We start from the raw sequence: 24,398 nt of genomic DNA on the forward strand, positions 1-24,398 counted from the left end.
CCGCGCGACAGAAACTTTCACGGAAATGTTGAATTTTTTTCTAAATTTCTATACGATAAAGGATGTGTGGGAAGCAGCGAGGCCGCTTGCAGGCTTTCGCTCTGCCCAGATTCGATTTTGTAATCACTTACACAGTCGATAGAAGGATTCGTATTGTAACGGTGAGGGGGAAAAAGCATGAATATTCATGAGTACCAGGGAAAAGAGCTCCTTCGTAAATACGGAGTAGCAGTCCCTAACGGAAAAGTTGCATTTACGGTAGATGAAGCAGAAGCAGCCGCAAAAGAACTGGGTTCTGACGTAACAGTGGTAAAAGCCCAGATCCACGCAGGTGGAAGAGGGAAAGCCGGCGGGGTGAAGCTCGCTAAAAACCTTGATGACGTCCGCAAGTATGCTGACGAAATCCTCGGCAAAACACTGGTTACTCACCAGACCGGCCCGGAAGGTAAAGAAGTGAAGCGTCTTTACATCGAAGAGGGAAGCGACATCAAGAAGGAATACTACTTAGGTGTTGTGCTCGACCGGGTATCGTCCCGTATTGTGATGATGGGATCTGAAGAAGGCGGAACAGAAATCGAAGAAGTAGCTGAAGAAAATCCGGAAAAGATCTTCCGTGAATACATTGATCCAGCTATCGGTATGCAGCCTTACCAGGCCCGTCGTATGGCATTTAACATGAATATACCGACAGACCTTCTAAAGGAAGCAGTGAAATTTATGCTTGGCCTGTCCAAAGTATTTATCGACAATGACTGCTCGATCGCGGAAATTAACCCGCTTGTAACGACCGGGGACGGGAAAGTAATGGCACTCGATGCGAAATTCAATTTCGATTCCAACGCACTTTACCGTCAAAAAGAAGTGCTTGATTACCGTGACCTTGATGAAGAGGATCCAAAAGAGATCGAAGCCTCCAAATACGACTTAAGCTACATTGCCCTCGACGGCAATATCGGCTGCATGGTCAATGGTGCCGGTCTTGCGATGGCTACGATGGATATCATCAAGCACTACAGCGGCGATCCGGCGAACTTCCTGGATGTCGGCGGCGGTGCGACGGCTGAGAAAGTAACGGAAGCATTTAAAATTATCCTTGAAGATGATGCGGTTAAAGGCATTTACGTGAACATCTTCGGTGGAATCATGAAATGCGACGTCATCGCTGACGGGGTAGTGGAAGCTACGAAGCAGACTGGATTAGAGATTCCGCTTGTTGTACGTTTGGAAGGCACGAACGTAGAAAAAGGCAAAGAAATTCTGGAAAAATCCGGATTGAATATTACAGCAGCGGACTCTATGGCAGACGGTGCGCAAAAAATTGTTTCGTTAGTTCAATAGAAAGGCAGGGACCATCGACCTATGAGCATTTATATTAATCAGGACACAAAAGTAGTTGTTCAAGGAATTACAGGATCTACCGGCCTCTTTCACACTCAGCAGGCGTTAGAGTACGGTACGAAAATCGTCGGCGGCGTGACGCCGGGTAAAGGCGGCACGGAAGTTGAAGGCGTACCGGTCTTCAACACGCTTGATGATGCAGTGGAAGCAACCGGTGCTACCGTTTCGGTTATTTACGTTCCGCCTGCTTTTGCAGCGGACGCGATCATTGAAGCAGTGGACGCAGATCTAGATCTTGCCATCTGCATCACTGAAGGCATCCCGGTTCTTGATATGATTAAAGTGAAACGCTTTATGGAAGGCAAGCGCACCCGCCTTGTCGGTCCAAACTGCCCGGGCGTTATTACCCCGGACGAATGCAAAATCGGCATTATGCCGGGCTACATTCATAAAAAAGGACACGTAGGTGTTGTTTCCCGTTCGGGTACCCTGACGTATGAAGCCGTAGACCAGCTTACTAAAGCAGGCGTTGGCCAGTCGACAGCTGTCGGTATCGGCGGCGACCCTGTAAATGGCACAAGCTTTACCGACGTGCTTCAGGCCTTTAATGACGATCCGGACACAGAAGCCGTGATCATGATCGGTGAAATCGGCGGTACAGCCGAGGAAGAAGCAGCTGAATGGGTCAAGCAGAACATGACCAAGCCAGTAGTCGGCTTTATCGGCGGTGCCACAGCGCCTCCAGGAAAACGGATGGGCCACGCCGGCGCGATTATTTCCGGCGGTAAAGGTACCGCAGAGGAAAAAATCAAAACGTTAAACGAAAGCGGCGTGCAGGTAGCAGCGACACCGGCAGAAATCGGTGATACGATGATCAACGTTCTGAAAGAACGCGGCCTGTACGAAAAATGCCTCACCCACGAACCACAAGTATAAATCAACCGCCCTCCGCTGCCTCTTTCGGGCAGGCGGAGGGTTTCTTTTACTCCCCGTATTTCCCCGAGGAACCATCACCCCCAGGAAAGGACTATCCCCTATGCAAAATCTCTCCTTTAATGAACGACTTCTGGCTGTACACGAATTTCCCCATTTTCAATGGAAGCACGTCACAGAGCTGCTCCGCCGCGACCGCGAATTGCTTCTCCCTTTTACGCACCCTCATCTTCTGCCCGTAAGCAGCGCCCATCGGACTGCCTGGTGGAAATATATGTCCCAGCTTAACTTCCAGCAGCGGCTCACGTGGCACCGTGAGCAGGGCACCGGGTGGATTACATATTTTGACGACTGCTATCCGTCGTCCTTAAAATCAATTTACGATGCGCCGTGGGTGTTATACACGAAGGGAAACACAGAGCTGCTGCAGGACAGTCCCCGGCTTGCGGTAGTCGGCTCCCGGAGCATGACTTCTTACGGCAGAGCAGCGGTGGAAGCATTTCTTCCCCGCAGCCAGGTGCAGATTGTCAGCGGACTCGCGAGAGGCGTAGACGGGCACGCCCACCGTCAGGCATTAAAAACAGGAGCGCCGGCTATTGCGGTGCTTGGCTCCGGGTTTGGCCGTATTTATCCAAAGGAGCATCTCGCTCTGGCGAAAAATATTGCTGCCGCGGGGCTGCTTTTGAGCGAATATCCCCCGGACAGATCGCCGAGAAAGTGGCACTTTCCGGCCAGAAACCGTATTATCAGTGGTCTGTCTGATAAAATATTTGTGGTGGAAGCAGATGTGAACAGCGGTTCCCTTATCACAGCATCGCTTGCACTTGAGCAGGGCAGGGAGGTCTGCGCGCTGCCGGGTCCGGTGTTTTCCAGGCAGAGCGCGGGCACGAATAAGCTGATTTACGATGGCGCCCTCCCGGTCCTTCAGCCGGAGGATTTACATATTAGCCGCCGGCCGCACAGTGCTTCATAACAGTTGACCGAATTGAAACGTAATTTTAAATTTTCCGTATGTTATGCTAGACACGTCCGGGAAACTGTGAAAGAATAATTGTGATTTCAAGCACAAAACGCACTGAAACAAGTCAGATCATAAAAGCATCACTATTTGACAGAGCAATTTATTCACGTTAATAATGGTAATATTTCATTGAGACAAAGGGGAGAAGAGGAATGGCCGACTATTTAGTCATCGTGGAGTCTCCCGCAAAAGCAAAAACAATCGAAAAGTATTTAGGGAAAAAATATGCAGTGAAAGCTTCAATGGGGCACGTAAGAGACCTGCCAAAAAGCCAGATGGGAGTCGACACTGAAAACAATTATGACCCGAAATATATAACGATACGCGGGAAAGGTCCAGTTTTAAAAGAATTAAAAACGGCTGCAAAGAAAGCGAAAAAAGTATATCTCGCAGCCGACCCTGACAGAGAGGGTGAAGCTATCGCCTGGCATCTGGCGCACAGCTTAAACATTGATGAGGATTCGGAATGCCGCGTCGTTTTTAACGAAATTACAAAAACGGCGGTGAAGGATGCGTTTAAGCACCCCCGCTCCATCAATATGGACCTGGTGGACGCCCAGCAGGCCCGCCGGATACTTGACCGGCTCGTTGGCTATAACATCAGCCCATTACTATGGAAGAAAGTGAAAAAAGGGCTGAGTGCCGGACGGGTACAGTCGATTGCCGTGAAGATGATCATTGACCGGGAAAAAGAGATTAAGGCGTTTATACCGGAAGAATACTGGAGTATTAATGGAACGTTTTCGGACGGGGACGCGGAATTTGAAGCGAAATTTCACGGCACAGCCAAAGAAAAGCAGGCGCTTGCCTCCCGGGAGGACGTCGATGGCGTGCTTCAAAAGATGAAGGGCGACCAGTTTGAAGTAACAAAGGTTACGAGAAAAGAACGCAAACGAAACCCGGTACAGCCGTTCACCACCTCGTCCCTGCAGCAGGAGGCTGCGAGAAAGCTCAATTTCCGGGCGAAAAAGACGATGATGGTCGCCCAACAGCTGTATGAAGGTATTGATTTAGGCAAACCGGCTGGCACCGTCGGTTTGATCACGTACATGCGTACCGACTCCACCAGGGTTTCCCAGACCGCCAAGGAAGAAGCCCGGACGTTTATTACAGAGAAATACGGCGAGGAATACGTACGCCAGGGAGAGCGCAAGAATGCCAAAAGCACCAACAGCCAGGACGCCCACGAGGCGATCCGGCCGACGTCCATCATGTATGAACCAAAACAGGTGAAAAGCTCGCTCTCAAGAGACCAGTACCGGCTGTATAAGCTTGTCTGGGAACGTCTGGTGGCAAGTGAAATGGCTCCGGCCGTGATGGACACAATGTCGGTGGACCTTGATAATGAAGGCGTGCTTTTCCGGGCGACCGGCTCGAAAGTGAAATTCCCCGGCTTTATGAAGGTGTACGTGGAAGGTCAGGATGACGGGAAAAAAGAAGAGGATAAAATGCTTCCGGACCTCCAGGAGGGCCAGATGGTCACACGGACGGATATGGAAGAAAATCAGCACTTTACCCAGCCGCCGCCGCGTTATACAGAAGCACGGCTCGTGCGGACGATGGAGGAAATGGGGATCGGCCGGCCGTCAACGTACGCTCCGACACTCGATACAGTGCAGCGCCGGAACTACGTAGCGCTTGAAGAAAAGCGTTTCGTGCCGACCGAGCTCGGCGAAATTGTCATGGATCTGGTCGTAGAATTCTTCCCGGAAATTCTCGATGTGGAATTCACCGCAAAGATGGAAAACGATCTTGACTATATTGAAGAAGGAAAACAAAATTGGATTGAAATCATCGACGAATTTTACCAGGGATTTGAGCCGAGGCTGAAAAAAGCTGAGGAAGAAATGGAAGAAGTCGAAATCAAAGATGAGCCGGCAGGCGAAGACTGTGAACAGTGCGGCCATCCCATGGTTTATAAAATGGGCCGGTACGGAAAGTTTATGGCCTGCTCCAATTTCCCGGAATGCCGTAATACAAAAGCGATTGTTAAAGATATCGGCGTGAAATGCCCGAAATGTAAAGAGGGAAATGTCGTTGAACGCCGAAGTAAGAAAAAGCGGATCTTTTATGGGTGTGACCGGTATCCGGACTGCGAATTCGTGTCCTGGGATAAACCGATTGCCCGGCCGTGTCCGAAATGTGAAAATATGCTCGTAGAGAAAAAGACGAAAAAAGGCGTACACGTCCAGTGCTCTGAATGTGATTATAAAGAAGAACCAAATTAAAAAATGACTGGTTACAGCGCAGGTCTGACTGCTTCCGAAAGGAATAGTTGCCTGCGCTTTCAAAAGGGAAAGGAGTTTTTATCATGAAAAGTACATCTGTTCATATCGTCGGTGCAGGACTGGCTGGAAGCGAAGCGGCATGGCAGCTTGCTAAACAGGGCGTGCCGGTCGTACTTCACGAGATGCGTCCGAACAAACAGACGGCCGCCCATCATACTGATAAATTTGCGGAGCTGGTCTGCAGCAATTCCCTGCGCGCCAATAATCTTACAAATGCCGTCGGCGTATTAAAGGAAGAAATGAGACATCTCGACAGCGTGATTATCGAGGCAGCAGACGCGGCTTCGGTACCGGCAGGCGGCGCCCTTGCCGTCGACCGGCATGAATTTGCCGCTAACGTCACGGAAAAAGTCAAAAATCATCCGCTCGTGGAAGTCGTATCGGAAGAAGTGACCCATATCCCGGATGAACCGGCGATTATTGCCACGGGACCACTGACCGCCGAGTCGCTATCCGAGGATATTTTTAAGCTGACCGGCGAAGAGCATTTGTACTTTTACGACGCAGCCGCGCCGATTGTGGAAACAGACAGCATCGATATGGATAAAGCGTACGTGAAATCCCGGTATGATAAAGGGGAGGCTGCGTACATCAACTGTCCGATGACCGAAGAGGAATTTGACCGTTTTTACGATGCACTGGTGGAAGCAGAAGTCGTGCCGCTGCGTGAATTTGAGAAAAACATCTTTTTTGAAGGCTGCATGCCGGTCGAGGAAATTGCCCGCAGAGGCAAAAAGACCCTCCTGTTCGGCCCGATGAAGCCGGTCGGCCTGGAGCACCCGGAAACAGGGGAGCTCCCGCACGCCGTCGTGCAGCTGCGCCAGGACAACCAGGAAGGCACGCTTTTTAATATTGTCGGCTTCCAGACTCACCTCAAATGGGGACCGCAGAAAGAAGTAATCCGCTTAATCCCGGGACTTGAAAATGCCGACATCGTCCGCTACGGCGTGATGCACCGGAACACGTTTTTAAATTCCCCGAACTTCCTGAACCCGACCTACCAGACGAAGGCCCGCAGTGATTTGTTCTTTGCCGGACAGATTACCGGGGTGGAAGGCTATGTGGAATCAGCTGCTTCCGGTCTGGTCGCCGGATGGAACGCGGCTAAACAATATTTGCAGGAGGACACGGATACCTTCCCGACGGAAACGGTGATTGGTGCCATGAGCCACTATATTACGACAGCCGGCGCCAAAAACTTCCAGCCGATGAACGCTAACTTCGGCCTGCTGCCGGCCCCGGAGCAAAAAATCAAAAACAAGCGGGAGCGCAACGAATACTACGCAGAACGGGCTCTGGATGCCATTCAGAATTTTAAGAAAAAAGTCCAAATATGATTGCTAGGCTCCATGGTTTATGATACGATTTACTAGCTTTTGTCTTCATAAGGCGTAACAGACGCGCAGAAGGAAGCAGAAAGCGTAAAGGAGCAAAAAGCTGATGAACCCGTTATTAACCTGGAGGGAGGAATTTTTCCGCTACCTGGAACTGGAAAAAAACATTTCCTCCTATACGAAAACAGCTTATGAACAGGATTTGATGGAATTTGAAGCATTTATGCAGCAGGAAGGCTGGAAGCACGTGGAGGAGGTAGATCCAACCCTCGTCCGTCTCTACTACAGCAGCATGTACGACCGCTCGTATGCAAGAGCGACGGTAGCGCGGAAAATCTCCGCGCTGCGTGCGTATTTCCGCTATCTGCAGCGCGAGGATTATATTGAACAAAATCCGTTTATCGGTGCGAGCCATCCAAAAAAAGAGCGGCCGCTCCCCCATTTTTTATATGAAGAAGAGATCGAATCGCTGTTTGCTTCATTTGATATGAGCAAGCCGCTTGATATCAGGGATAAAGCTATTATGGAGCTGCTTTATGCAACAGGCATGCGCATCAGTGAATGCCAGCAGCTGCAGGCCGATGACCTCGATGATTACCTTGGCACCATTCTTGTGAAGGGTAAAGGCCGGAAGGAGAGGTACGTGCCGGTAGGAAGCTTTGCCCAGGAAGCCGTCGAGCTGTACAAAACGAACGTGCGGCCGGAGCTGGCAGCCAAAAGCAAAGTGCCGGCCGGCCAGCTGTTTTTAAACGCCCGTGGCGGCCCGCTGACCGACCGCGGGTTCCGCCATGTTATTAACGAACGGGTGAAAAAGGTTTCGAGCACGCTTCGTATTTCTCCTCATGACCTGAGGCACACGTTTGCGACACATCTGCTCAATCACGGGGCGGACCTCCGGGTCGTGCAGGATCTGCTTGGCCATGCCAATTTATCCACGACCCAGATTTACACCCACGTAACTAAAGAACGGCTCCAGGATGTGTACCGACAATCACATCCAAGAGCAGAAAGGAAGCGTGAATAACTAATGGAACCATCCTTTCACGCCACAACGATATACGCTGTTCACCACGACGGTAAAGGAGCAATGGCCGGCGACGGCCAGGTAACGCTCGGCCAGCAGGTGGTCATGAAGCATACCGCACGAAAAGTGAGAAGGCTGTACAACGGGAAGGTACTCGCCGGATTTGCCGGCTCGGTGGCTGATGCGTTCACCCTGTTTGACTTGTTTGAAGAAAAACTGGAGCAGTGGAGCGGCAATCTGCAGCGGGCGGCCGTCGAGCTTGCCAAGGACTGGCGCAGCGATAAAACGCTGCGGCGGCTTGAAGCGATGCTCATTGTCATGGATAAATCCACGATGCTTTTGGTCGCGGGCACAGGAGAAGTGATCGAGCCGGATGATAACATGCTTGCGATTGGCTCCGGAGGCAATTATGCGCTCAGCGCCGGACGTGCACTCAAAAAGCATGCCACGCATCTGAGCGCCCGGGAAATGGCCGAAGCCTCACTTGAGACAGCAGCAGACATCTGTGTTTTCACCAACCATGAAATCATTATTGAAGATTTGGAATCTTAAAACATAGTCCGCTAAGGGGGCTTATTAATGGAAATTTCGATGACACCCAAACAGATTGTAGAACGGCTCGACCAATATATTATTGGCCAGAATGAAGCGAAGCGTTCAGTCGCGGTCGCTCTTCGCAACCGGTACCGCAGGAGCAAGCTGCCAGAACAGCTCCAGGAGGAAGTAACACCGAAAAATATTCTGATGATCGGGCCGACGGGCGTAGGGAAAACAGAAATCGCCCGCCGGATTGCAAAACTTGTCGGCGCCCCGTTTTCAAAAGTCGAAGCCACTAAGTTCACGGAAGTCGGCTATGTCGGCCGCGACGTGGAATCGATGATCCGGGATCTGGTGGAGGTTGCCGTACGTATTGTAAAGGAAGAAAAAACAGCCTCCGTGCAGGAGAAGGCGGAAAAAGCTGCGAATAAAAAAATCGTCCGGCTGCTCGCACCGAGAAAACGCAAAAATCGTCAGGCGGACAGCAGCTCCGGCAACCCGTTCGGCATGCTTTTTCAGCAGAATGATGACAATGAGGAAGAAGAAGAAACGGACACGCCGGACAACAGTGATCTTCGTGAGCAGCGCCGCCAGCTGCAGAAGCAGCTGGAGATGGGCGAGCTTGAAGACCGCAAAGTAACCATTGAGGTCGAGCAGCAGTCCGGCTCGATGGGAGACATGTTTCAGGGCGGCGGCATGGAGCAGATGGGCATGAACATGCAGGAGATGCTCGGAAACATGATGCCAAAGAAAACGAGCAGCCGCACGCTGCCCGTGCGCGAAGCACGCAAGGTGCTGACCGAGCAGGAAGCCCAGAAAATGATCGATATGGACGAAGTGAGCACGGAAGCTGTTTACCGCGCGGAGCAGCTGGGAATTGTGTTCCTGGACGAGATTGATAAAGTGACCGGCAAAAAGGAAAGCAGCAGTGCGGATGTGTCGCGTGAAGGCGTACAGCGGGACATTCTGCCGATTGTGGAAGGCTCCACGGTCAATACCAAATACGGCCCGGTGCGTACCGATCATATGCTGTTTATCGCCGCCGGTGCTTTTCATACAGCCAAGCCTTCCGATTTAATTCCTGAGCTGCAAGGAAGATTTCCGGTGCGTGTCGAATTAGATAACTTAGGAGCAGCAGATTTTGCCCGGATTCTGCGGGAGCCGGATCAGGCTCTGACCAAGCAGTACCAGGCACTCATCCGCACCGAAGGCATTGAAGTAACATTTACAGACGAAGCTGTCGAAACCATTGCAGAATTAGCGGAAGCAGTCAATCAGCAGACAGAGAACATCGGCGCGAGGCGGCTGCATACACTGCTTGAAAGACTGCTCGAAGATCTGTCCTTTGAGGCTCCGGAAATTACTATGGACGCTATCACCATCACGCCGGAGTACGTCAATGATAAACTGGCAACGATCGCCAGGGACCGGGACGTCAGCCGGTACATTTTGTAGCATAAATCAGGAGGAGAATCAGCATGGATTTGTTAACGAGAAGCAGAAGAATTAATGAAATGTTACAGAAAACACAGGGGGACCACGTCAATTTTAAGGACATGGCCGAAACTCTTCAGGAAATTATCGGGGCCAATGTGTTTGTGGTCAGCCGCCGCGGAAAGCTGCTCGGCTACTCGATCGAGCAGGAAATCGAGCACGAAAAAATGCAGCGGATTTTAGAGGAGCGTCAGTTTCCGCAGGAATACACCTCCGGCCTGTTCGGCATCAATGAAACCTCGCCGAACCTGGATGTACAGAGCGAATATACGGCATTTCCGCAGGAAAGCGCCGAATTATTTGCCTCCGGACTGACTACGATTGTACCGATAGTCGGTGGCGGCCAGCGTCTTGGCACACTCGTACTGGCCCGGTTGAGCGAAACGTTTGATGATGATGACCTGATCCTTGCCGAGTACGGGGCGACTGTGGTTGGAATGGAAATTCTTCATGAAAAGACACAGGAGATTGAAGAGGAAGCAAGAAGCAAAGCGGTCGTTCAGATGGCCATCAGCTCCCTGTCCTACAGCGAACTTGAAGCCGTTGAGCATATTTTCGAAGAACTCGACGGCAAGGAAGGGCTGCTTGTAGCGAGTAAAATCGCCGACCGTGTCGGCATCACCCGTTCTGTGATCGTCAACGCTCTGCGCAAGCTTGAAAGCGCGGGTGTCATCGAATCGAGATCCCTCGGCATGAAAGGGACCTATATTAAAGTATTAAACAACAAGTTTTTGTATGAACTCGAGAAAATTAAAAGTAACGATTAACGGCTTAAGAGCGATCCTTTCATGGGTCGCTTTTTTTATGTCTCTGAAAAAGAAAAAATTCGTGCTGTAACATTTTCTGCAGGGAAAAACTGAATATTATACAAGCAAATAAGCACGATGAGGATAAAAGAACTACAAAAAAGTAGTTTAACCACTTAGACGGAAGTTACTGAAATGCAAAAACGGCAATATTGGTTAGACAAATGTACATTTTTTCTATACAATTTAGGAAGTAATGCTCATATAAAAATATTTAACTGAAACTTTAGTATTAATAAAAAAGCCAGAGGTGAGAAAATGGAACTGTTCCAGTCCGGGACTTGGCAGAAATTGCAGGCAGGTGTCGAAGGGGCTTCGCTCAGACAAAAAGCAATTACGGATAATATTGCTAATATTGACACACCGAACTACAAAGCAAAGGAAGTCTCCTTTCAGGATATGTTAAAGGAGGAAAGCAGCAGTCAAATGGAAGCCATGCGAACAAATGAAAAACATTTCCCTTTTCAGAATAATCATAATACTCCAAGCGTATACGAGCAGCGGGGCAATACATACAACAATAACGGAAACAACGTAGACATTGATAAAGAAATGACCGAGCTTTCGGAAAATCAGCTGCATTATAACGCCATTATCGATCGTATTAACGGAAAATTCGGCGGTATTAAATCAGCTATCCGGGGAGGGTCATAAGCATGTCTATTTTTAATGGAATTCAGGCTTCCGGTTCAGCCTTGACGGCCCAGCGCCTGCGGATGGATGTTGTAAGCTCCAACCTTGCAAATGCGGATTCAACGAGGGGTCGTCTCGTCGATGGGGAATGGCAGCCATACCAGCGCAAAACCGTTTCTATGAGTCCGAAGCAGGACAATTCTTTTCAGTCAAATTTAACGAAGGCATTGAATGATCAGGGCGGCGTGCGCGTGTCGGAAATAGGAGTGGATGACGCCCCCTTCGATGAGGTCTATCAGCCTGAGCATCCCGATGCCAATGAAGAAGGCTACGTACAGATGCCGAACGTGGACCCCTTAAAAGAAATGACGGACCTGACCTCGGCCTCGCGTTCGTACGAAGCAAACGTCACGGCGCTCAATGCCAATAAAAACATGATGATGAAAGCACTCGAGATCGGTAAAAACTAACGACGAAAGGAGGAGTACGGATGGAAATCAATAATATTCAGGCTCCCGTCATGAAAACAGCGAATGAGGCGGGCGGGGCCACCGTAAAGGAAACCAGCGACTCGTTTCAAAAAGCGATGAGCGAGGCGATGAGTAAAGTCAATGAGGCCCAGCTGGAGTCGGACCAGATGACAGAAAAACTGGTAACCGGGGAAGCGGACAATCTGCATGACGTAATGATTGCTGCGGAAAAAGGAAGTATCTACATGCAGACGGCCACCGAGGTGAGAAATAAGGCAGTGGAAGCTTACAAAGAAATGATGCGGATGCAGGTGTAATCGTAAAGAGGAAGGTATGAAGCGGAGTTATGAAAGAAAAATGGAAAGAGTACAGCCAAAAGGCAAAAACGTATTGGGGCAGCCGCAGTAAAAAACAAAAAAGAATATATATTTTTGGCACGACGGCGATCTTTCTTTTTCTCCTCATCAGCATACTGCTGTTTTCGCGGACAAACTTTGAGCCTCTTTACACCGACCTGGCACCGGAAACAGCAGGAAGCATCAAAGAGACACTGGACACCCGCGGGGTGAAATATGAAATATCAAATGAAGGGACCACCATCAGTGTGCCAAAGGAGCAGGTGGACGCATTAAAGGTGGATCTGGCGGCTGAGGGACTTCCGCAGGACGGAGCGATTGACTACAGCTTTATTGAAGATCAGACCGGCTTCGGAATGACGGACAACGAATTTTCCGTTATGGAGCGGGCGGCGCTCCAGACCGAGCTTGAGGCGCTGATTTCCAACATGGACGCGGTGGAAAGCACTGATGTAATGATCAATATGCCGGAGGAAGCCACATGGGTGGCCGAGGAGGCCGAAGCAGCTACTGCATCGGTGACCGTTGATTTGAGCGGTACCGGGGAGCTGGATCAGGAGCAGGTGAAAACCCTGTACAACCTGGTATCCAAAAGCGTACCTGATCTGCCGGTGGAAAACATTGATATCAGTGATACGAGCATGAACTATTATACATATGAAGAAAACGGGGCGTCCGGCTCAGCGATGGATCAATATGAGGACCAGCGTGCGGTTCAGCAGGACATCGAAAAGGATATCCGCCGGGAAGTCCAGCAAATGCTTGGTACCGTGGCCGGGCAAAATAAAGTGATGGTATCGGTAACGACAGATATCGACTTTACGAAGGAAAACCGGGAAGAAGACCTGGTGGAACCGGTGGATGAAGAGACAATGGAAGGCATTGCCGTTAGTGCCGAAGAAGTGGCTGAAGCCTATGAGGGCGTGGATCCAGTCGAAGAAGGGGAAGCAGGAGCCGGGGAGGAGGACGTAGCCAACTACCCGGCCGGTACTGAAGCAGCCGGTGACTCCGAGCGGACCGAGGAGCGAATCAACTACGAAGTGAATCGTATACATAAAGAGATTCAGGAAAGTCCGTACAAGCTGCGCGACCTCGGTATTCAGGTGATGGTGGAGCCACCGGATCCGGAAGATCCAAATTCTTTAGAACCGGAAACGATGGATAATATGCAGGCGATGCTTGAGACAGTCATCAGTACGAGCATTGATAAGGAATATCTTGAAGTGGAAGGCGAAGAAATGGATGTGGAAGAAAAAGTCTCTATTTCCTCCCAGACCTTCCTCGGCGCAGAAGAGATCGATCAGGAAGCGGGCGGTCTGCCGTGGTGGGCGTATGCGTTAATGGCGATCGGAGCTGTTGGCCTTATCCTGTTAGTGGTATGGCTCGTCCGGCGGAAAAAGCCGGCAGAAGCCAAGGAAGAAACCTTTCAGGCTGCAGAATTTGAACAGCGTGATATCCCGGACCTGGAAAGCAGCCGGGAAATGACCGAGGAAGAAATGAAACGAAACCAGCTCGAGAAGCTAGCAAAAGAAAAGCCGGAGGAATTTTCAAAGCTGCTTCGTTCCTGGCTGTCCGATGATTAAAAGGGGGAGCAGCAATTGCAGAAAAGAAAAGAAACGCTGACTGGTAAACAAAAAGCAGCTGTACTGCTGATTTCATTGGGCCCGGACGTTTCAGCCGAAGTATATAAACATCTCCGGGAAGAAGAAATTGAAAAGCTGACGCTTGAAATTGCCAACGTCCGAAAAGTAGAAAGCTCAAAAAAAGAAGAAGTGATGAATGAATTTCATCAAATAGCGATTGCCCAGGATTACATTTCCCAGGGAGGCATCGGATACGCTAAAAGCGTGCTTGAAAAAGCGCTTGGAGAAGAGGAAGCGATGCATATGATCAATCGTCTTACGTCATCTCTGCAGGTAAAGCCGTTTGATTTTGCCCGTAAAGCTGAGCCTTCCCAGGTGCTGAACTTCATTCAAAATGAGCATCCGCAGACCATCGCTCTTGTGCTTTCCTACTTAGAGCCGGGGCAGGCCGGTCAGATTTTATCGGAGCTGCCTGAGATCCAGCAGACCGATGTGGCCCGGCGTATTGCGAAAATGGACCGGACCTCGCCCGAGATCGTAAGCGAAGTGGAGGCAGTGCTCGAGCAAAAGCTTTCCACCTCCGTCACCCAGGACTACACCGAAGCAGGGGGTATTGAATCCGTCGTGGAGGTGCTGAACGGCGTGGACCGGAGCACGGAAAAAATTATCCTTGAATCTCTGGAGCAGGAGGACCCGGAGCTGGCCGAGGAAATCAAAAAGCGCATGTTTGTATTTGAAGACGTTGTGGCGCTTGATAACCGCTCGATTCAGCGGGTGGTGCGCGACGTCAATAACGATGACCTTCAGCTTGCGCTGAAGGTAGCCAGTGAGCAGGTGAAAGAAGTCGTTTTCCAGAACATGTCCCAGCGGATGGCCGAAACATTCCAGGAAGAAATGGAATTCATGGGCCCGGTACGGCTGCGTGATGTCGAAGAAGCCCAGTCGAGAATTGTCGGTATTATCCGCAGACTCGAAGAAACGGGGGAAATTGTAATTGCCCGCGGCGGAGGAGATGATGTCATTGTCTAACGTATTTCGCACGCACCTCAGCGCAGAGCATCGAACCATAGCGCCGAGAAAAATCGTGTATGAAGAAACACCCCCTCAGGCAGACGAGCATTTTCTCAAGCAGCGCCGGGCCGAACAGTTAAAGGAACAGGCCGCTCGGCTGCACGAGCAGGCCGAACAGGCTTGGAAGGAAACACAGGAAAAAATCAGACAGGAAGAAATTGAGGCTCAAAACCGTATCGCTGCATGGGCTGAGGAAGCCAAACAACAAGGATACGAAGAAGGTTTTAAGAGCGGGGAGGAGAAAGGATTCGAAGCGTGGCAGGAACAGATTAGCCACGCCGGGCGGATCATAGAGTCTGCGGAACAGGCTTTTCACGAACGCCTGAATGAAGCCGAACCGACGGTGGTCGATATCGCGGTGCAGGCACTTGAAAAAATGCTTGGCCCGGAATGGCTGCCGGATGAACACTGGCGGATGCAGCTCTCGACTGCAGTCAGCTCCCTGCGCGAGCAGGGCAATATCCGTGTGCTCGTCAGCGCCGGTGACTATGAAGATGTGCGAATGTACAAAGAGGAGCTGCAGAGTGCGGCGGGAAGCGACCAGAAGGTGACCATTTATCCGGATACGCAGATGAAAGAGCGGCAGTGCGTGCTCGAAACGGATTTTGGAAAACTCGACGTTTCCCTGGATACCCAGCTCCAGGAATTGAAAAAACAGCTGCAGGCTGTCGTGAAAGAAGGCATGCCGGTATGAGAGCAGAGCACGCAGCAAAACAAATGAAACAGATGTCTCTGTATCGTTCTTACGGAAGTGTGGAGCGGGTGATTGGATTAATGGTGGAGTCGCGCGGCCCGAAAACAAACGTCGGTGATATCTGCTACATATACGGTGTCGGAACCGACGCCTCCACGGCCGCTGAAGTAGTTGGTTTCCGACAGGAATACGTGCTGCTCATGCCGCTTGAGTCATTAAAAAATATCAGCCCGGGGTGCACAGTCGAAGCCACCGGAAAACCACTGAAAATCAAGGCAGGGGCTGGCCTTATCGGACGTGTGTTAAACGGTATGGGAGAACCGATTGATCATCAAAAGCTTCCGGAAGGGCTGGTCAGCGTTTCTTCGGATGCAGCCCCGCCGGCGCCGCTTGACCGGCCGAGAATTACAAACGTTATGCCAACGGGTGTGAGAGTAATTGACAGTCTGCTCACGATGGGCGAGGGCCAGCGTATAGGTATCTTTGCCGGAAGTGGTGTCGGAAAAAGCACCCTGCTTTCGATGATCACACGCTACACAGAAGCCGATATTAACATTATCGCCCTTATCGGGGAGCGCGGGCGTGAGGTGCGCGACTTTATCGAACGCGACCTCGGGGAAGAAGGCATGGCCAAGTCGGTGCTGGTGGTGGCAACCTCGGATCAGCCGGCCTCGATGCGGATCCAGGGTGCCTACACGGCGACTGCCATTGCCGAATATTTTCGCTCCAAAGGAAAAAAGGTCAATTTCATGATGGATTCCATCACCCGGTTTGCGATGGCTAGAAGAGAAATTGGCCTTGCGATCGGCGAACCTCCGACAACCAAGGGCTATCCGCCCTCAGTTTTTGCCCTACTGCCGGGACTGCTTGAGCGGACGGGGACAAGTAAAGAAGGTTCAATTACTGCTTTTTATACCGTGCTTGTTGACGGGGATGACATGAATGAGCCGATTGCCGATGCCGTACGCGGTATTCTTGACGGCCACTTTGTTCTTGAACGGTCACTTGCCAATAAAAATCATTTTCCGGCCATTGACGTGCTTCAAAGCGTCAGCCGGGTAATGTCAGAAATTACGAATGAAGCCCATCAGGAGGCGGCTTCAAAGGTGAAGGGCTGGCTTGCAGCTTACCGGGAAGCGGAGGACCTTATACGAATCGGTGCCTACCGCAAAGGCAGCTCCCGGGAAACCGATGAGGCACTGGAAAAATTAGCTGCTGTTGAAGCGCTTATCCAGCAGCGGCCGATGGAAGCATCCACGATGGAACAGACGCTGCAAAGGCTGCAAAATGTTATGGAGAAAGGAGCATCCTGATGTCCTACCAATTTTCTTTAGAACAGCTGCTGCAGCTGAGGGACCGCGAAAAAGACCAAAAAGTAAAATCCTATAATGAAGCAGTGGACCAGTTTGAACAGAAAGCCGGCGCCCTGTATGAAATGCTTCGTTCCAAAGAGCACGCAGAGGATATAAACCGGGAGAAAATGACCCGGGGAGTGACAGTCCGGGAGCTTCGCCAGCAGGAAAAAATGCTGCATATGTATGAGCGGGAAGCAATCGTTCTCGAAGAAGCGGTGAGTAAGGCCAGATGGATGATGCAGCGTGAAGAGAAAGCGATGCAGGAAGCATGGCGCGAAAACCGGAAGCTTGAACTGATGAAGGAAAAAGAAGAAGCAAAACATGTGGAAAAAATAAAGCGGAGCGAGCGTATGGCCATGGATGACACGGCCGTACAGATGTATCTTCAGAAGCAGACGGTGCAGCATTATGGCTAAAAAAGAAAAGAAAAAAGGCGGTTTTTTTCAATGGTTTTTCATGCTGTTTCTTATTCCGCTTCTTTTCGCCGTCGTGCTTTCGGTGGCTGTTATGTCCTTTATGGGCATAAACGTCACTCAGCTCGGCCAGGACGTAGTGAAGTCGGTCATTGGCAGCGAGGAAAGTGCAGATGACGCCGGGGCCTCCGGTGAAGAGCTTGAAGCCAAGGAAGAAGAAATCGTCGAACTGCAGCAGCGGCTTGATGAACGGGAGCAGGAGCTGCGCAGCGTGGAAGAAGAGCTTGAGGAGCTGACGCTTGAAACAGAATCAGAAGAGAATAGTGAAGAAGAAGAAAGCAGTGGGAATACCGGTTCAGTCCAGAAAATATACGGGGAAATGAAACCGGCGACTGCGGCAGCGGTGCTCGGACAGCAGGAAACAGAAGTCATTGTTCAGCAGCTGTATTCACTGCAGCCGGAGGAACAGGCCGCCATACTCGAAGAAATGGATGAGGAGCTTGCTGCTTCCGTTGTTTCGGGAATTGAAGGCCTTGACCTGGAGCAGTAGAAGAAAGGAGGAGGCTATGGAAACAGCAATCACCGGCCGGTCACCGGCCCAGTTGACCGGCGCGCCTTTGTCCGGGCAGGCAGGAAGCAGTTCATCAGCTTTTGCAGCGTTATTCGCAGGAGCAGCTGCGCTTGCGGAAAGACAACCGGCAGAGGAAAAAGGGCCGGGAAACGCCCTGCCTTCAGCTGAACAAATAATGGAAGCGATCGACTCGCATCCCGAAGCAATCAACGCCCTGATGAAGCAGTATCCGGAGCTTGAAGAAGCAGTGATGTATATTGCAGAGCTCATACTTGAGGAGCAGGGCGGCAGGACAGCAGTACCGGGAGATACGCTCGAAGAAATGCCCAAGGAAAAGGATAATGTGTTCACGAAGCTTGCCGCTGCCCTGCATTCCCCACATGCAGAAGTATCGGCAGACATACATGCCGGACCGGGTGAAGTGAAGCCTGAATCCCTGGGGAGCACCAATGAAGAGCGGGAAGTGAAATCAGAACTGCCTGTGCCTGAGCAGCTGGCGGCCCGGTTTAATGACCTTGCTCCCAGCGAAAAGCAGGCGATACAGACGGCAGCAGTAAAGCTGCAGAAGGCCGCTGGGCCGCTGCTTTCTAAAGCTCTGGCGGGAGAGGAAAAGGCGGCAGAACTTTTTACGAACCAATTGAGTGAGCTGACTGAACTGCTTTCAAAAGTTTTACCAGAAAGCTCAGGAAAAGCCCGACCGGAAGCTGCTCTTATCGCTGCAGCAGTAGCTGCCGAAGCTCTGGTGCAGGGAAATGGAATGAAGGATAAAACGGGAGATATTCAGCCGGAGCGGAACGCATCTCAAAAAGTAATATCCCGAATTGAAAAGCTGGAGATTTTGTTTCCAGAAAAACCTCCGCAAGTGCGGCAGCTTATTTCATACCTGAAGCAGCATCAAGAAGCCGAACGCAGTGCAGATCCGCGTCCCCAGTGGCTGCCGCAGATGCCTGCTGGGTGGATGAGCCCTGCAGCCGGGAAGGAACCGTCTGCAGATGACGCCGCCCAGGCGGTAAAACACGACCTGCAGCAGTGGCAGAAATATCTCAGTGGACGGGAACAGGCAGGCAACTGGGTACCTAAAGCGCTTCAGCCGTCCGCTGGAGAACAGCCGGAAAAGCAGCTGACGGCGTTTATCCAAAACCTTTCAGCTCTGGTGAAAAAGCAGCTGCCATTGTCTTTAACAGCAAAGGACAGTAAGAGCGAAGCTTTTGCTGAGCAGCTTGAGCAGATTCTTCAGAGCATCCGCGGCGAAGGAGGGAATGCTTCAGCTTCCCCAGCGCCAGCAGCTGGCTCGGGAGAGGCGAGAACGCTTCAGCCGGACACGCCGCTTGTGATCCGGATCCCGCCGGCATCTGAAGGAAATCAGCGACAGGCCGAATTTTTAAAGCAGTTTCAGCAGACGCTTGGCACTATGAACGCCGCCCAGCTGAAAAACGGGGCCTCCTATACGATTCGTCTTCACCCTGAACATCTGGGCAGGCTCGATGTGAAGCTTACGAAAATCGAAGGACAATGGACCGCCCAGCTGATTACAACCTCCAAAGGGGCGCAGGAGCTTGTGGAAGGCAGCATCCATCAGCTGAGACATTCCTTCCTCCAGCAGAACCTTCAGGTGGAACGCATCGAGGTAGCCGAGCACCCGGACTTCTATAAAGAAGAGGAACAGAAAGAAGACCCTGAAGAACAGCCGGAAACGTTAAATGTCCAGGAGGATTCTTCAGAAGAGGAAGAACGCTCGTTTGAAGATATTTTACAGCAGCTTTCAGTCAACGAACGAATTTAAAGGAGGTGAACATACGGTGAGTACGATTACAGATAATATGCAGCTGAACAGCGCTTCGAACACCAAAACCCCCTTTGCCGCTGAAAACAGTAACGGCAATATGGATAAAGATGATTTTTTAAAGCTGCTCATTACCCAACTGCAGAACCAGAATCCGCTTGAGCCGATGAATGATACCGAATACGTCTCACAGATTGCCAACTTCAGTACGCTTGAACAGATGAACAATATGAATAAATCGATGGAGCAGTCGACACAATTTATGGCGCAGGACGCCCTGATGCAGCTGAGCGGTTTGATCGGCCAGGATGTAACATGGCAGACGCTCGTAAACGCGAATACTCCAAATGAAGATGTGCAGACAGGCCGCAACGAAATTATGTCGGTGAAAAAAGACACGCAGGGAAACATAATGGTTGAGCTTGACTCCGGCCGCTGGATTGATGGCAGGCAGGTGGTGAACATCGGGGAAGACGAGGCGACTTCAGAGGAAAGCTGATACGGAGGAAGGAACAGCATGGATTATTCAAAGGTGCACAACTATGCCAGAATGCCGGTTCCGTCTAGTACAGCCAACACCCCGCGACCGGAAAAACAGCAGGACGGCTCATTTGCCACGCTGCTGCAGAACGAGCTGAAAGTCCCGGATGTCAAAATCAGCAAGCACGCTGCCAAACGAATGGAAGAAAGAAATGTTCATATTAAAAGCGCGGACTGGGAGCAGATGCAGGTGAAGCTAGGTGAGGCAGCGGAAAAAGGCGTCAAAGAATCCGTCGTGGTATTCCCGGAAGCGGCACTGGTGGTAAACGCAGAGAACCGGACTATTATTACAGCAATGTCAAAGCAGGAAGCAGCAAACCATACATTCACTAATATTGACGGCGTTATATTTATGTAAAAGGCTTGACCGCAAGGAGGCCTGGGCCCCCGACAGACAGACGGGACCCGCTTAAACCAAAGGAGGAATACGATGCTACGCTCTATGTATTCAGGAATCGCAGGAATGAAGAACTTTCAGCAGAAACTGGACGTTATCAGCAACAATATCGCAAACGTCAATACCCAGGGGTTTAAAAAAGGACGCCCGACATTTCAGGATATGATGAGCCAGCAGACCGGATCAGCTGCAGCAGCTGAAGGTGGACGTGGCGGTGTGAACGCAAAACAAGTGGGAATCGGAAGCGAAATGGGCAGTATTGATACGGTTGATACGCAGGGTAGTCTGCAAAATACCGGCCGTGAACTCGATCTGGCTATTTCCGGATCCGGGTATTTCCGCCTGCAGAATCCTACCGAAGAGGGAGAGAGCTACACAAGAGCTGGTAACTTCTATCTTGATGATAATGGAGACATGGTGAACGCTGAAGGGCTATATGTGTTAAACACAGATGGAGGCACTATTAATATTGATCAGGAAGCGCGAAGCTTCAGTATCGATGATGTGGGCAACGTTAATATTGTCGATGAGAACAATGTAACAGAAACAGTGGCTCAAATCGGTATGGCTACATTTGCAAACCCGGGAGGACTTGAAAAATCAGGCGGAAACGTTTACCGTCCGTCATTAAATTCGGGCGATGCTAACAATATCGTTCCAGGTGAAAACGGAGCTGGGGAAATTGTAGCTGGTGCCCTTGAAATGTCCAACGTTGACCTTTCCGAGGAGTTTACGGAAATGATCACCGCCCAGCGCGGGTTCCAGGCGAATACGCGTGGTATTACGACAGCAGATGAAGTGCTGCAGGAGCTGCTCAACATCAAACGGTAACTAATGAATGAAATCGGGGGAGACAGGGGCGCAGCGCTGCCCCTCAATTAATTATGATGGAATTAACAAAATTAAACGGACGCCCGTTCGTGCTGAACACTACACTGATCGAGCAGGTCGAAGCAGCGCCAGACACTACGATTACGCTGTTAAACGGCAATAAGATTGTGGTGAGGGAAAACATCAGTGAAGTGATGGAGCTTGCCGAACGGTTTTACCGTCGGTCTTGGATGCCGGCCGGTCGAAAGGGGGAGGACGCTTAAGCTATGTTAAAAAGCAAAGCAGGAAAAGTGATGATGGTTATGCTTTTGACCCTTGTACTTATTGCCGGTGCGGCGGCGGCTGTGTATCAGTTTCTCGGCTCCTCATCTGAACAGGCAGAAGGCAGTGAAGAAAAGGCAGAGGAATTAAGCGCCGAAGAACTGCGGGAGCTTACGTGGGATATGGATGAAATGACGACCAACCTTAAAGGCAACGATCGCTATATTAAAACGATGTTCAGTCTGCAGGCCGATAATGAAAAAGCCCGGGAAGAACTGGAGCAGCGGGACTATCAGATCAACAATATTATCATCCATGAGCTGGCCCAGCTCGAACCCGCAGACATTGAAGGCTCGGAAGGCACTACCAGAATGGAAGAACGAATCAAGGAAAAAGTGAATGAGGTTATGACTGAAGGGAAAGTACAGCGGGTCTACACGACCGAACGTGTCATTCAATAATCCAGGAGCCGCCAGAGAGAAGAGAAAGGGAGGTGAAAACCTCTTGTCAGATGTACTATCCCAGCATGAAATAGATGCCCTTTTGTCCGGTTTGTCTACCGGAGAAATGGACGGTGAGCAGTTAAAAAAGGAAGAAAATGAACGCAAGGTCCGGTCGTACGATTTTAAACGCGCACTGCGTTTTTCCAAAGAACAGATCCGGGGCCTGTCGAGAATTCATGAAAATTTTGCCAGGATTCTTACCACGGCGCTTTCAGGACAGCTGCGCTCCTTTGTGGATATCAGCGTAGCCTCCGTGGATCAGGTGCCCTACGATGAATTTATACGCTCGATTCCTAAAATGACACTGCTGAATGTATTCGAAGCGCCGCCGCTTGAAGGGCGGATGCTTATGGAGGTTAATCCGCACGTCGGATACGCCATGCTTGACCGGCTGCTCGGAGGCCAGGGCCAGAGCATGAACAAGGTGGAAAAGCTGACGGAAATTGAAACAAAGCTTTTAAGCTCATTTATGCAGATGATTCTCGAATCCTTTCAGAGCGCCTGGGAATCAGTGCTCAGCATTGAAACGATAGGCTCCGAAATTGAAGTCAATCCGCAGTTTCTCCAGATGGTTTCTCCAAACGAAACTGTAGTGGTTATTTCTTTGACCACAACAATTGGAGAGACGTCCGGGATGATTAATCTGTGCCTGCCGCATATGGTGCTTGAAGAGATACTGCCCAAGCTTACCACCCACTACTGGATGCAGACGAAAGTAAAAGAGCGGGATCAGCAGGAAGTCAAGCATTTGAACGAGTGGCTGCTGCAGGGGAACATTTCCCTGCAGGCGATTCTCGGCACTTCTTCTATCACTATCGAAGAACTTTTACATATGGAGCGTGGCGATGTTTTAACGCTCAAGCAGCACATCCATGACCCACTCGAGGTGCATGTAGGAAGCAGAAAGAAATTCACGGCTCAGCCCGGGAAAAAGCGCAGCCATATGGCTGTACAGATTCTAGAAAAAATAGAGGAGGGAGAAGAACAGCATGAGCAATGACGATATGCTTTCACAGGACGAAATTAACGAGTTGCTGAAAAACGTCGGCGCCGACGATGATGATGACAGCAGCGGCGATTCCTCCGGTGAGGCGGCGGCTAAAGAAACTGCCTCTAACTCGGAAGAGACAGGGCTTGATCATCTGCTTTCCAGTGAAGAAAAAGACACGCTCGGCGAAATCGGCAACATCAGCTTCAGCAGCGCAGCAACCGCCCTGTCGAGCCTGCTGAACCAAAAAGTAAGCATTACTATTCCGGGCGTAAAAGCAGTATCGACCGAGATGGTGGAAAAGTCCTTTCCACGTCCGCACGTAGCTGTAAATGTAGAATATACGCGAGGGTTTGAAGGCACCAATTTGTTTGTGATCAGTATGACGGACGCAAGCATTATCGCGAATCTGATGATGGGCGGCGACGGTGAAGTCGATGAAGCTGACAATATTGACGAAATGCAGCAAAGCGCGGTCCAGGAAGCCATGAACCAGATGATGGGTTCAGCATCAACATCGATGAGTACAATTTTTAACAAACGGGTGGATATTTCTCCTCCGGGAGTCAATATTATGAATCTCGAAGAAGAAGAGTCGGCCCGCTACATCCCTGATGAAGACACAGTTGTTCAGGTGGCGTTTCGAATCCAGATAGGGGAACTGATGGACTCCTACATTATGCAGCTCATACCACTTAGGTTTGCGAAAAAAATGGTGGAGGAGCTGCTTGGGGCAAATGCTGAAGCAGCGCAGCCTGAACAAAAGCAGCCTGCCCCGGGGCCTTCCGCACGGAAGGAAACGAGGGCCGAGAGAGCATACGCTCCGGAGCCGCAAGCAGCTCCAACAGTAAGCGGAGCCGCCTTTTCCGAGCTTGAGGAGCCTGCACACAGGTACAGTGACGGCGGCGGGAACCTGGATATGCTGATGGATATATCGCTTGATGTAACGGTGGAGCTGGGCAGGTCCCGGCAGTCGATCAAGGATATTTTATCGCTGTCCCAGGGCTCTGTGGTCGAGCTTGATAAGCTTGCCGGCGAGCCCGTTGATGTACTGGTGAACCAAAAGCCTGTGGCTAAAGGGGAAGTAGTCGTCATCGATGAAAATTTTGGTGTTCGTATTACGGAAATTCTAAGTCCGAGAGAACGGGTTGCACAATTAAAATAATGACAAACA

General features: G+C 50.7%; 26 protein-coding genes. All 26 read left to right on the top strand.

Translation table 11 applies throughout. The features are described 5' to 3' along the window. Window positions 1–177 precede the first annotated feature (177 nt). The 26 genes from sucC (at window position 178) to fliY (ending at window position 24,389) form a co-directional block, all read left to right on the top strand. A complete protein-coding gene (gene sucC, locus Q0757_RS02325; protein WP_079476151.1) occupies window positions 178–1,338 on the top strand; it encodes an ADP-forming succinate--CoA ligase subunit beta in 1,161 nt (386 codons plus the stop codon). Between the two features lie 21 nt (window positions 1,339–1,359). Continuing rightward, window positions 1,360–2,274 carry a succinate--CoA ligase subunit alpha gene (gene sucD / locus Q0757_RS02330; RefSeq protein ID WP_298784309.1) on the top strand — a complete coding sequence of 305 codons (915 nt, stop codon included), beginning with the start codon at window positions 1,360–1,362 and terminating at the stop codon, window positions 2,272–2,274. Between the two features lie 100 nt (window positions 2,275–2,374). Then, the gene (gene dprA, locus Q0757_RS02335; RefSeq protein ID WP_298784311.1) at window positions 2,375–3,244 is read left to right on the top strand and encodes a DNA-processing protein DprA; all 870 of its coding nucleotides are present in this window, start codon (window positions 2,375–2,377) and stop codon (window positions 3,242–3,244) included. A gap of 200 nt (window positions 3,245–3,444) precedes the next feature. Then, a complete protein-coding gene (gene topA / locus Q0757_RS02340; RefSeq protein ID WP_298784313.1) occupies window positions 3,445–5,520 on the top strand; it encodes a type I DNA topoisomerase in 2,076 nt (691 codons plus the stop codon). 83 nt (window positions 5,521–5,603) lie between these two features. After that, window positions 5,604–6,917 carry an FADH(2)-oxidizing methylenetetrahydrofolate--tRNA-(uracil(54)-C(5))-methyltransferase TrmFO gene (trmFO, locus tag Q0757_RS02345; RefSeq protein ID WP_298784314.1) on the top strand — a complete coding sequence of 438 codons (1,314 nt, stop codon included), beginning with the start codon at window positions 5,604–5,606 and terminating at the stop codon, window positions 6,915–6,917. Window positions 6,918–7,020: 103 nt separating this feature from the next. Further along, entirely contained in the window at window positions 7,021–7,938 is a 918-nt protein-coding gene (gene xerC / locus Q0757_RS02350; RefSeq protein WP_298784315.1) for a tyrosine recombinase XerC, read from the top strand. A 3-nt stretch (window positions 7,939–7,941) separates the two neighbouring features. Further along, the gene (gene hslV / locus Q0757_RS02355; RefSeq protein ID WP_298784317.1) at window positions 7,942–8,490 is read left to right on the top strand and encodes an ATP-dependent protease subunit HslV; all 549 of its coding nucleotides are present in this window, start codon (window positions 7,942–7,944) and stop codon (window positions 8,488–8,490) included. A 27-nt stretch (window positions 8,491–8,517) separates the two neighbouring features. Further along, window positions 8,518–9,930, top strand: a complete 1,413-nt coding sequence (hslU, locus tag Q0757_RS02360; protein WP_298784319.1) for an ATP-dependent protease ATPase subunit HslU — start codon at window positions 8,518–8,520, stop codon at window positions 9,928–9,930. A gap of 23 nt (window positions 9,931–9,953) precedes the next feature. After that, the gene (gene codY, locus Q0757_RS02365) at window positions 9,954–10,736 is read left to right on the top strand and encodes a GTP-sensing pleiotropic transcriptional regulator CodY (RefSeq protein ID WP_298784321.1); all 783 of its coding nucleotides are present in this window, start codon (window positions 9,954–9,956) and stop codon (window positions 10,734–10,736) included. A 297-nt stretch (window positions 10,737–11,033) separates the two neighbouring features. Continuing rightward, the gene (flgB, locus tag Q0757_RS02370) at window positions 11,034–11,429 is read left to right on the top strand and encodes a flagellar basal body rod protein FlgB (RefSeq protein WP_298784324.1); all 396 of its coding nucleotides are present in this window, start codon (window positions 11,034–11,036) and stop codon (window positions 11,427–11,429) included. Between the two features lie 2 nt (window positions 11,430–11,431). After that, window positions 11,432–11,878, top strand: coding sequence for a flagellar basal body rod protein FlgC (gene flgC / locus Q0757_RS02375; protein WP_298784326.1), 447 nt, complete (start codon window positions 11,432–11,434; stop codon window positions 11,876–11,878). Between the two features lie 20 nt (window positions 11,879–11,898). Beyond that, window positions 11,899–12,195 carry a flagellar hook-basal body complex protein FliE gene (gene fliE, locus Q0757_RS02380; RefSeq protein ID WP_298784328.1) on the top strand — a complete coding sequence of 99 codons (297 nt, stop codon included), beginning with the start codon at window positions 11,899–11,901 and terminating at the stop codon, window positions 12,193–12,195. Window positions 12,196–12,224: 29 nt separating this feature from the next. Then, window positions 12,225–13,817, top strand: a complete 1,593-nt coding sequence (gene fliF, locus Q0757_RS02385) for a flagellar basal-body MS-ring/collar protein FliF (RefSeq protein WP_298784329.1) — start codon at window positions 12,225–12,227, stop codon at window positions 13,815–13,817. A 15-nt stretch (window positions 13,818–13,832) separates the two neighbouring features. Beyond that, window positions 13,833–14,846, top strand: coding sequence for a flagellar motor switch protein FliG (fliG, locus tag Q0757_RS02390; RefSeq protein WP_298784332.1), 1,014 nt, complete (start codon window positions 13,833–13,835; stop codon window positions 14,844–14,846). After that, a complete protein-coding gene (fliH, locus tag Q0757_RS02395) occupies window positions 14,839–15,582 on the top strand; it encodes a flagellar assembly protein FliH (protein WP_298784334.1) in 744 nt (247 codons plus the stop codon). The genes fliG and fliH overlap by 8 nt, the downstream gene beginning before the upstream one ends. After that, window positions 15,579–16,895, top strand: a complete 1,317-nt coding sequence (fliI, locus tag Q0757_RS02400) for a flagellar protein export ATPase FliI (RefSeq protein WP_298784336.1) — start codon at window positions 15,579–15,581, stop codon at window positions 16,893–16,895. Before fliH ends, fliI begins: the two co-directional genes overlap by 4 nt. Further along, the gene (fliJ, locus tag Q0757_RS02405; protein WP_298784337.1) at window positions 16,895–17,353 is read left to right on the top strand and encodes a flagellar export protein FliJ; all 459 of its coding nucleotides are present in this window, start codon (window positions 16,895–16,897) and stop codon (window positions 17,351–17,353) included. The genes fliI and fliJ overlap by 1 nt, the downstream gene beginning before the upstream one ends. After that, entirely contained in the window at window positions 17,346–17,900 is a 555-nt protein-coding gene (locus tag Q0757_RS02410) for a hypothetical protein (RefSeq protein WP_298784339.1), read from the top strand. Before fliJ ends, Q0757_RS02410 begins: the two co-directional genes overlap by 8 nt. Before the next feature lie 16 nt (window positions 17,901–17,916). Beyond that, on the top strand, window positions 17,917–19,704 hold the full coding sequence (locus Q0757_RS02415; RefSeq protein WP_298784341.1) for a flagellar hook-length control protein FliK: 1,788 nt from the start codon (window positions 17,917–17,919) through the stop codon (window positions 19,702–19,704). 16 nt (window positions 19,705–19,720) lie between these two features. Next, window positions 19,721–20,203: a flagellar hook capping FlgD N-terminal domain-containing protein gene (locus Q0757_RS02420; protein WP_298784343.1), complete on the top strand. Its 483-nt coding sequence runs from the start codon at window positions 19,721–19,723 to the stop codon at window positions 20,201–20,203. Between the two features lie 18 nt (window positions 20,204–20,221). Then, window positions 20,222–20,602: a TIGR02530 family flagellar biosynthesis protein gene (locus Q0757_RS02425; protein ID WP_298784345.1), complete on the top strand. Its 381-nt coding sequence runs from the start codon at window positions 20,222–20,224 to the stop codon at window positions 20,600–20,602. A 72-nt stretch (window positions 20,603–20,674) separates the two neighbouring features. Further along, window positions 20,675–21,472 (top strand): flagellar basal body rod protein FlgG, encoded by a 798-nt coding sequence (gene flgG, locus Q0757_RS02430; protein WP_298784347.1) that lies wholly within the window; start codon window positions 20,675–20,677, stop codon window positions 21,470–21,472. A gap of 53 nt (window positions 21,473–21,525) precedes the next feature. After that, on the top strand, window positions 21,526–21,735 hold the full coding sequence (locus tag Q0757_RS02435) for a flagellar FlbD family protein (RefSeq protein WP_298784349.1): 210 nt from the start codon (window positions 21,526–21,528) through the stop codon (window positions 21,733–21,735). Window positions 21,736–21,738: 3 nt separating this feature from the next. Then, window positions 21,739–22,194, top strand: coding sequence for a flagellar basal body-associated FliL family protein (locus tag Q0757_RS02440; protein ID WP_298784351.1), 456 nt, complete (start codon window positions 21,739–21,741; stop codon window positions 22,192–22,194). A 43-nt stretch (window positions 22,195–22,237) separates the two neighbouring features. Next, window positions 22,238–23,236 carry a flagellar motor switch protein FliM gene (fliM, locus tag Q0757_RS02445; RefSeq protein ID WP_298784353.1) on the top strand — a complete coding sequence of 333 codons (999 nt, stop codon included), beginning with the start codon at window positions 22,238–22,240 and terminating at the stop codon, window positions 23,234–23,236. Continuing rightward, complete coding sequence (gene fliY, locus Q0757_RS02450; protein ID WP_298784355.1) at window positions 23,226–24,389, top strand: flagellar motor switch phosphatase FliY; 1,164 nt, start codon at window positions 23,226–23,228, stop codon at window positions 24,387–24,389. Before fliM ends, fliY begins: the two co-directional genes overlap by 11 nt. Window positions 24,390–24,398: the final 9 nt, after the last annotated feature.

Origin of the sequence: uncultured Marinococcus sp. (assembly GCF_947493875.1) — a bacterium.
GTDB lineage: Bacteria > Bacillota > Bacilli > Bacillales > Marinococcaceae > Marinococcus.

Coding starts and splice junctions, on each gene's coding strand:
- hslV (WP_298784317.1), top strand. CDS start 7,942: ATGGAACCATCCTTTCACGCCACAACGATATACGCTGTTCACCACGAC.
- fliF (WP_298784329.1), top strand. CDS start 12,225: ATGAAAGAAAAATGGAAAGAGTACAGCCAAAAGGCAAAAACGTATTGG.
- Q0757_RS02415 (WP_298784341.1), top strand. CDS start 17,917: ATGGAAACAGCAATCACCGGCCGGTCACCGGCCCAGTTGACCGGCGCG.
- Q0757_RS02410 (WP_298784339.1), top strand. CDS start 17,346: ATGGCTAAAAAAGAAAAGAAAAAAGGCGGTTTTTTTCAATGGTTTTTC.
- trmFO (WP_298784314.1), top strand. CDS start 5,604: ATGAAAAGTACATCTGTTCATATCGTCGGTGCAGGACTGGCTGGAAGC.
- topA (WP_298784313.1), top strand. CDS start 3,445: ATGGCCGACTATTTAGTCATCGTGGAGTCTCCCGCAAAAGCAAAAACA.
- flgB (WP_298784324.1), top strand. CDS start 11,034: ATGGAACTGTTCCAGTCCGGGACTTGGCAGAAATTGCAGGCAGGTGTC.
- Q0757_RS02425 (WP_298784345.1), top strand. CDS start 20,222: ATGGATTATTCAAAGGTGCACAACTATGCCAGAATGCCGGTTCCGTCT.
- fliE (WP_298784328.1), top strand. CDS start 11,899: ATGGAAATCAATAATATTCAGGCTCCCGTCATGAAAACAGCGAATGAG.
- flgG (WP_298784347.1), top strand. CDS start 20,675: ATGCTACGCTCTATGTATTCAGGAATCGCAGGAATGAAGAACTTTCAG.
- hslU (WP_298784319.1), top strand. CDS start 8,518: ATGGAAATTTCGATGACACCCAAACAGATTGTAGAACGGCTCGACCAA.
- flgC (WP_298784326.1), top strand. CDS start 11,432: ATGTCTATTTTTAATGGAATTCAGGCTTCCGGTTCAGCCTTGACGGCC.
- xerC (WP_298784315.1), top strand. CDS start 7,021: ATGAACCCGTTATTAACCTGGAGGGAGGAATTTTTCCGCTACCTGGAA.
- Q0757_RS02440 (WP_298784351.1), top strand. CDS start 21,739: ATGTTAAAAAGCAAAGCAGGAAAAGTGATGATGGTTATGCTTTTGACC.
- fliJ (WP_298784337.1), top strand. CDS start 16,895: ATGTCCTACCAATTTTCTTTAGAACAGCTGCTGCAGCTGAGGGACCGC.
- sucC (WP_079476151.1), top strand. CDS start 178: ATGAATATTCATGAGTACCAGGGAAAAGAGCTCCTTCGTAAATACGGA.
- codY (WP_298784321.1), top strand. CDS start 9,954: ATGGATTTGTTAACGAGAAGCAGAAGAATTAATGAAATGTTACAGAAA.
- Q0757_RS02435 (WP_298784349.1), top strand. CDS start 21,526: ATGATGGAATTAACAAAATTAAACGGACGCCCGTTCGTGCTGAACACT.
- fliI (WP_298784336.1), top strand. CDS start 15,579: ATGAGAGCAGAGCACGCAGCAAAACAAATGAAACAGATGTCTCTGTAT.
- fliY (WP_298784355.1), top strand. CDS start 23,226: ATGAGCAATGACGATATGCTTTCACAGGACGAAATTAACGAGTTGCTG.
- dprA (WP_298784311.1), top strand. CDS start 2,375: ATGCAAAATCTCTCCTTTAATGAACGACTTCTGGCTGTACACGAATTT.
- sucD (WP_298784309.1), top strand. CDS start 1,360: ATGAGCATTTATATTAATCAGGACACAAAAGTAGTTGTTCAAGGAATT.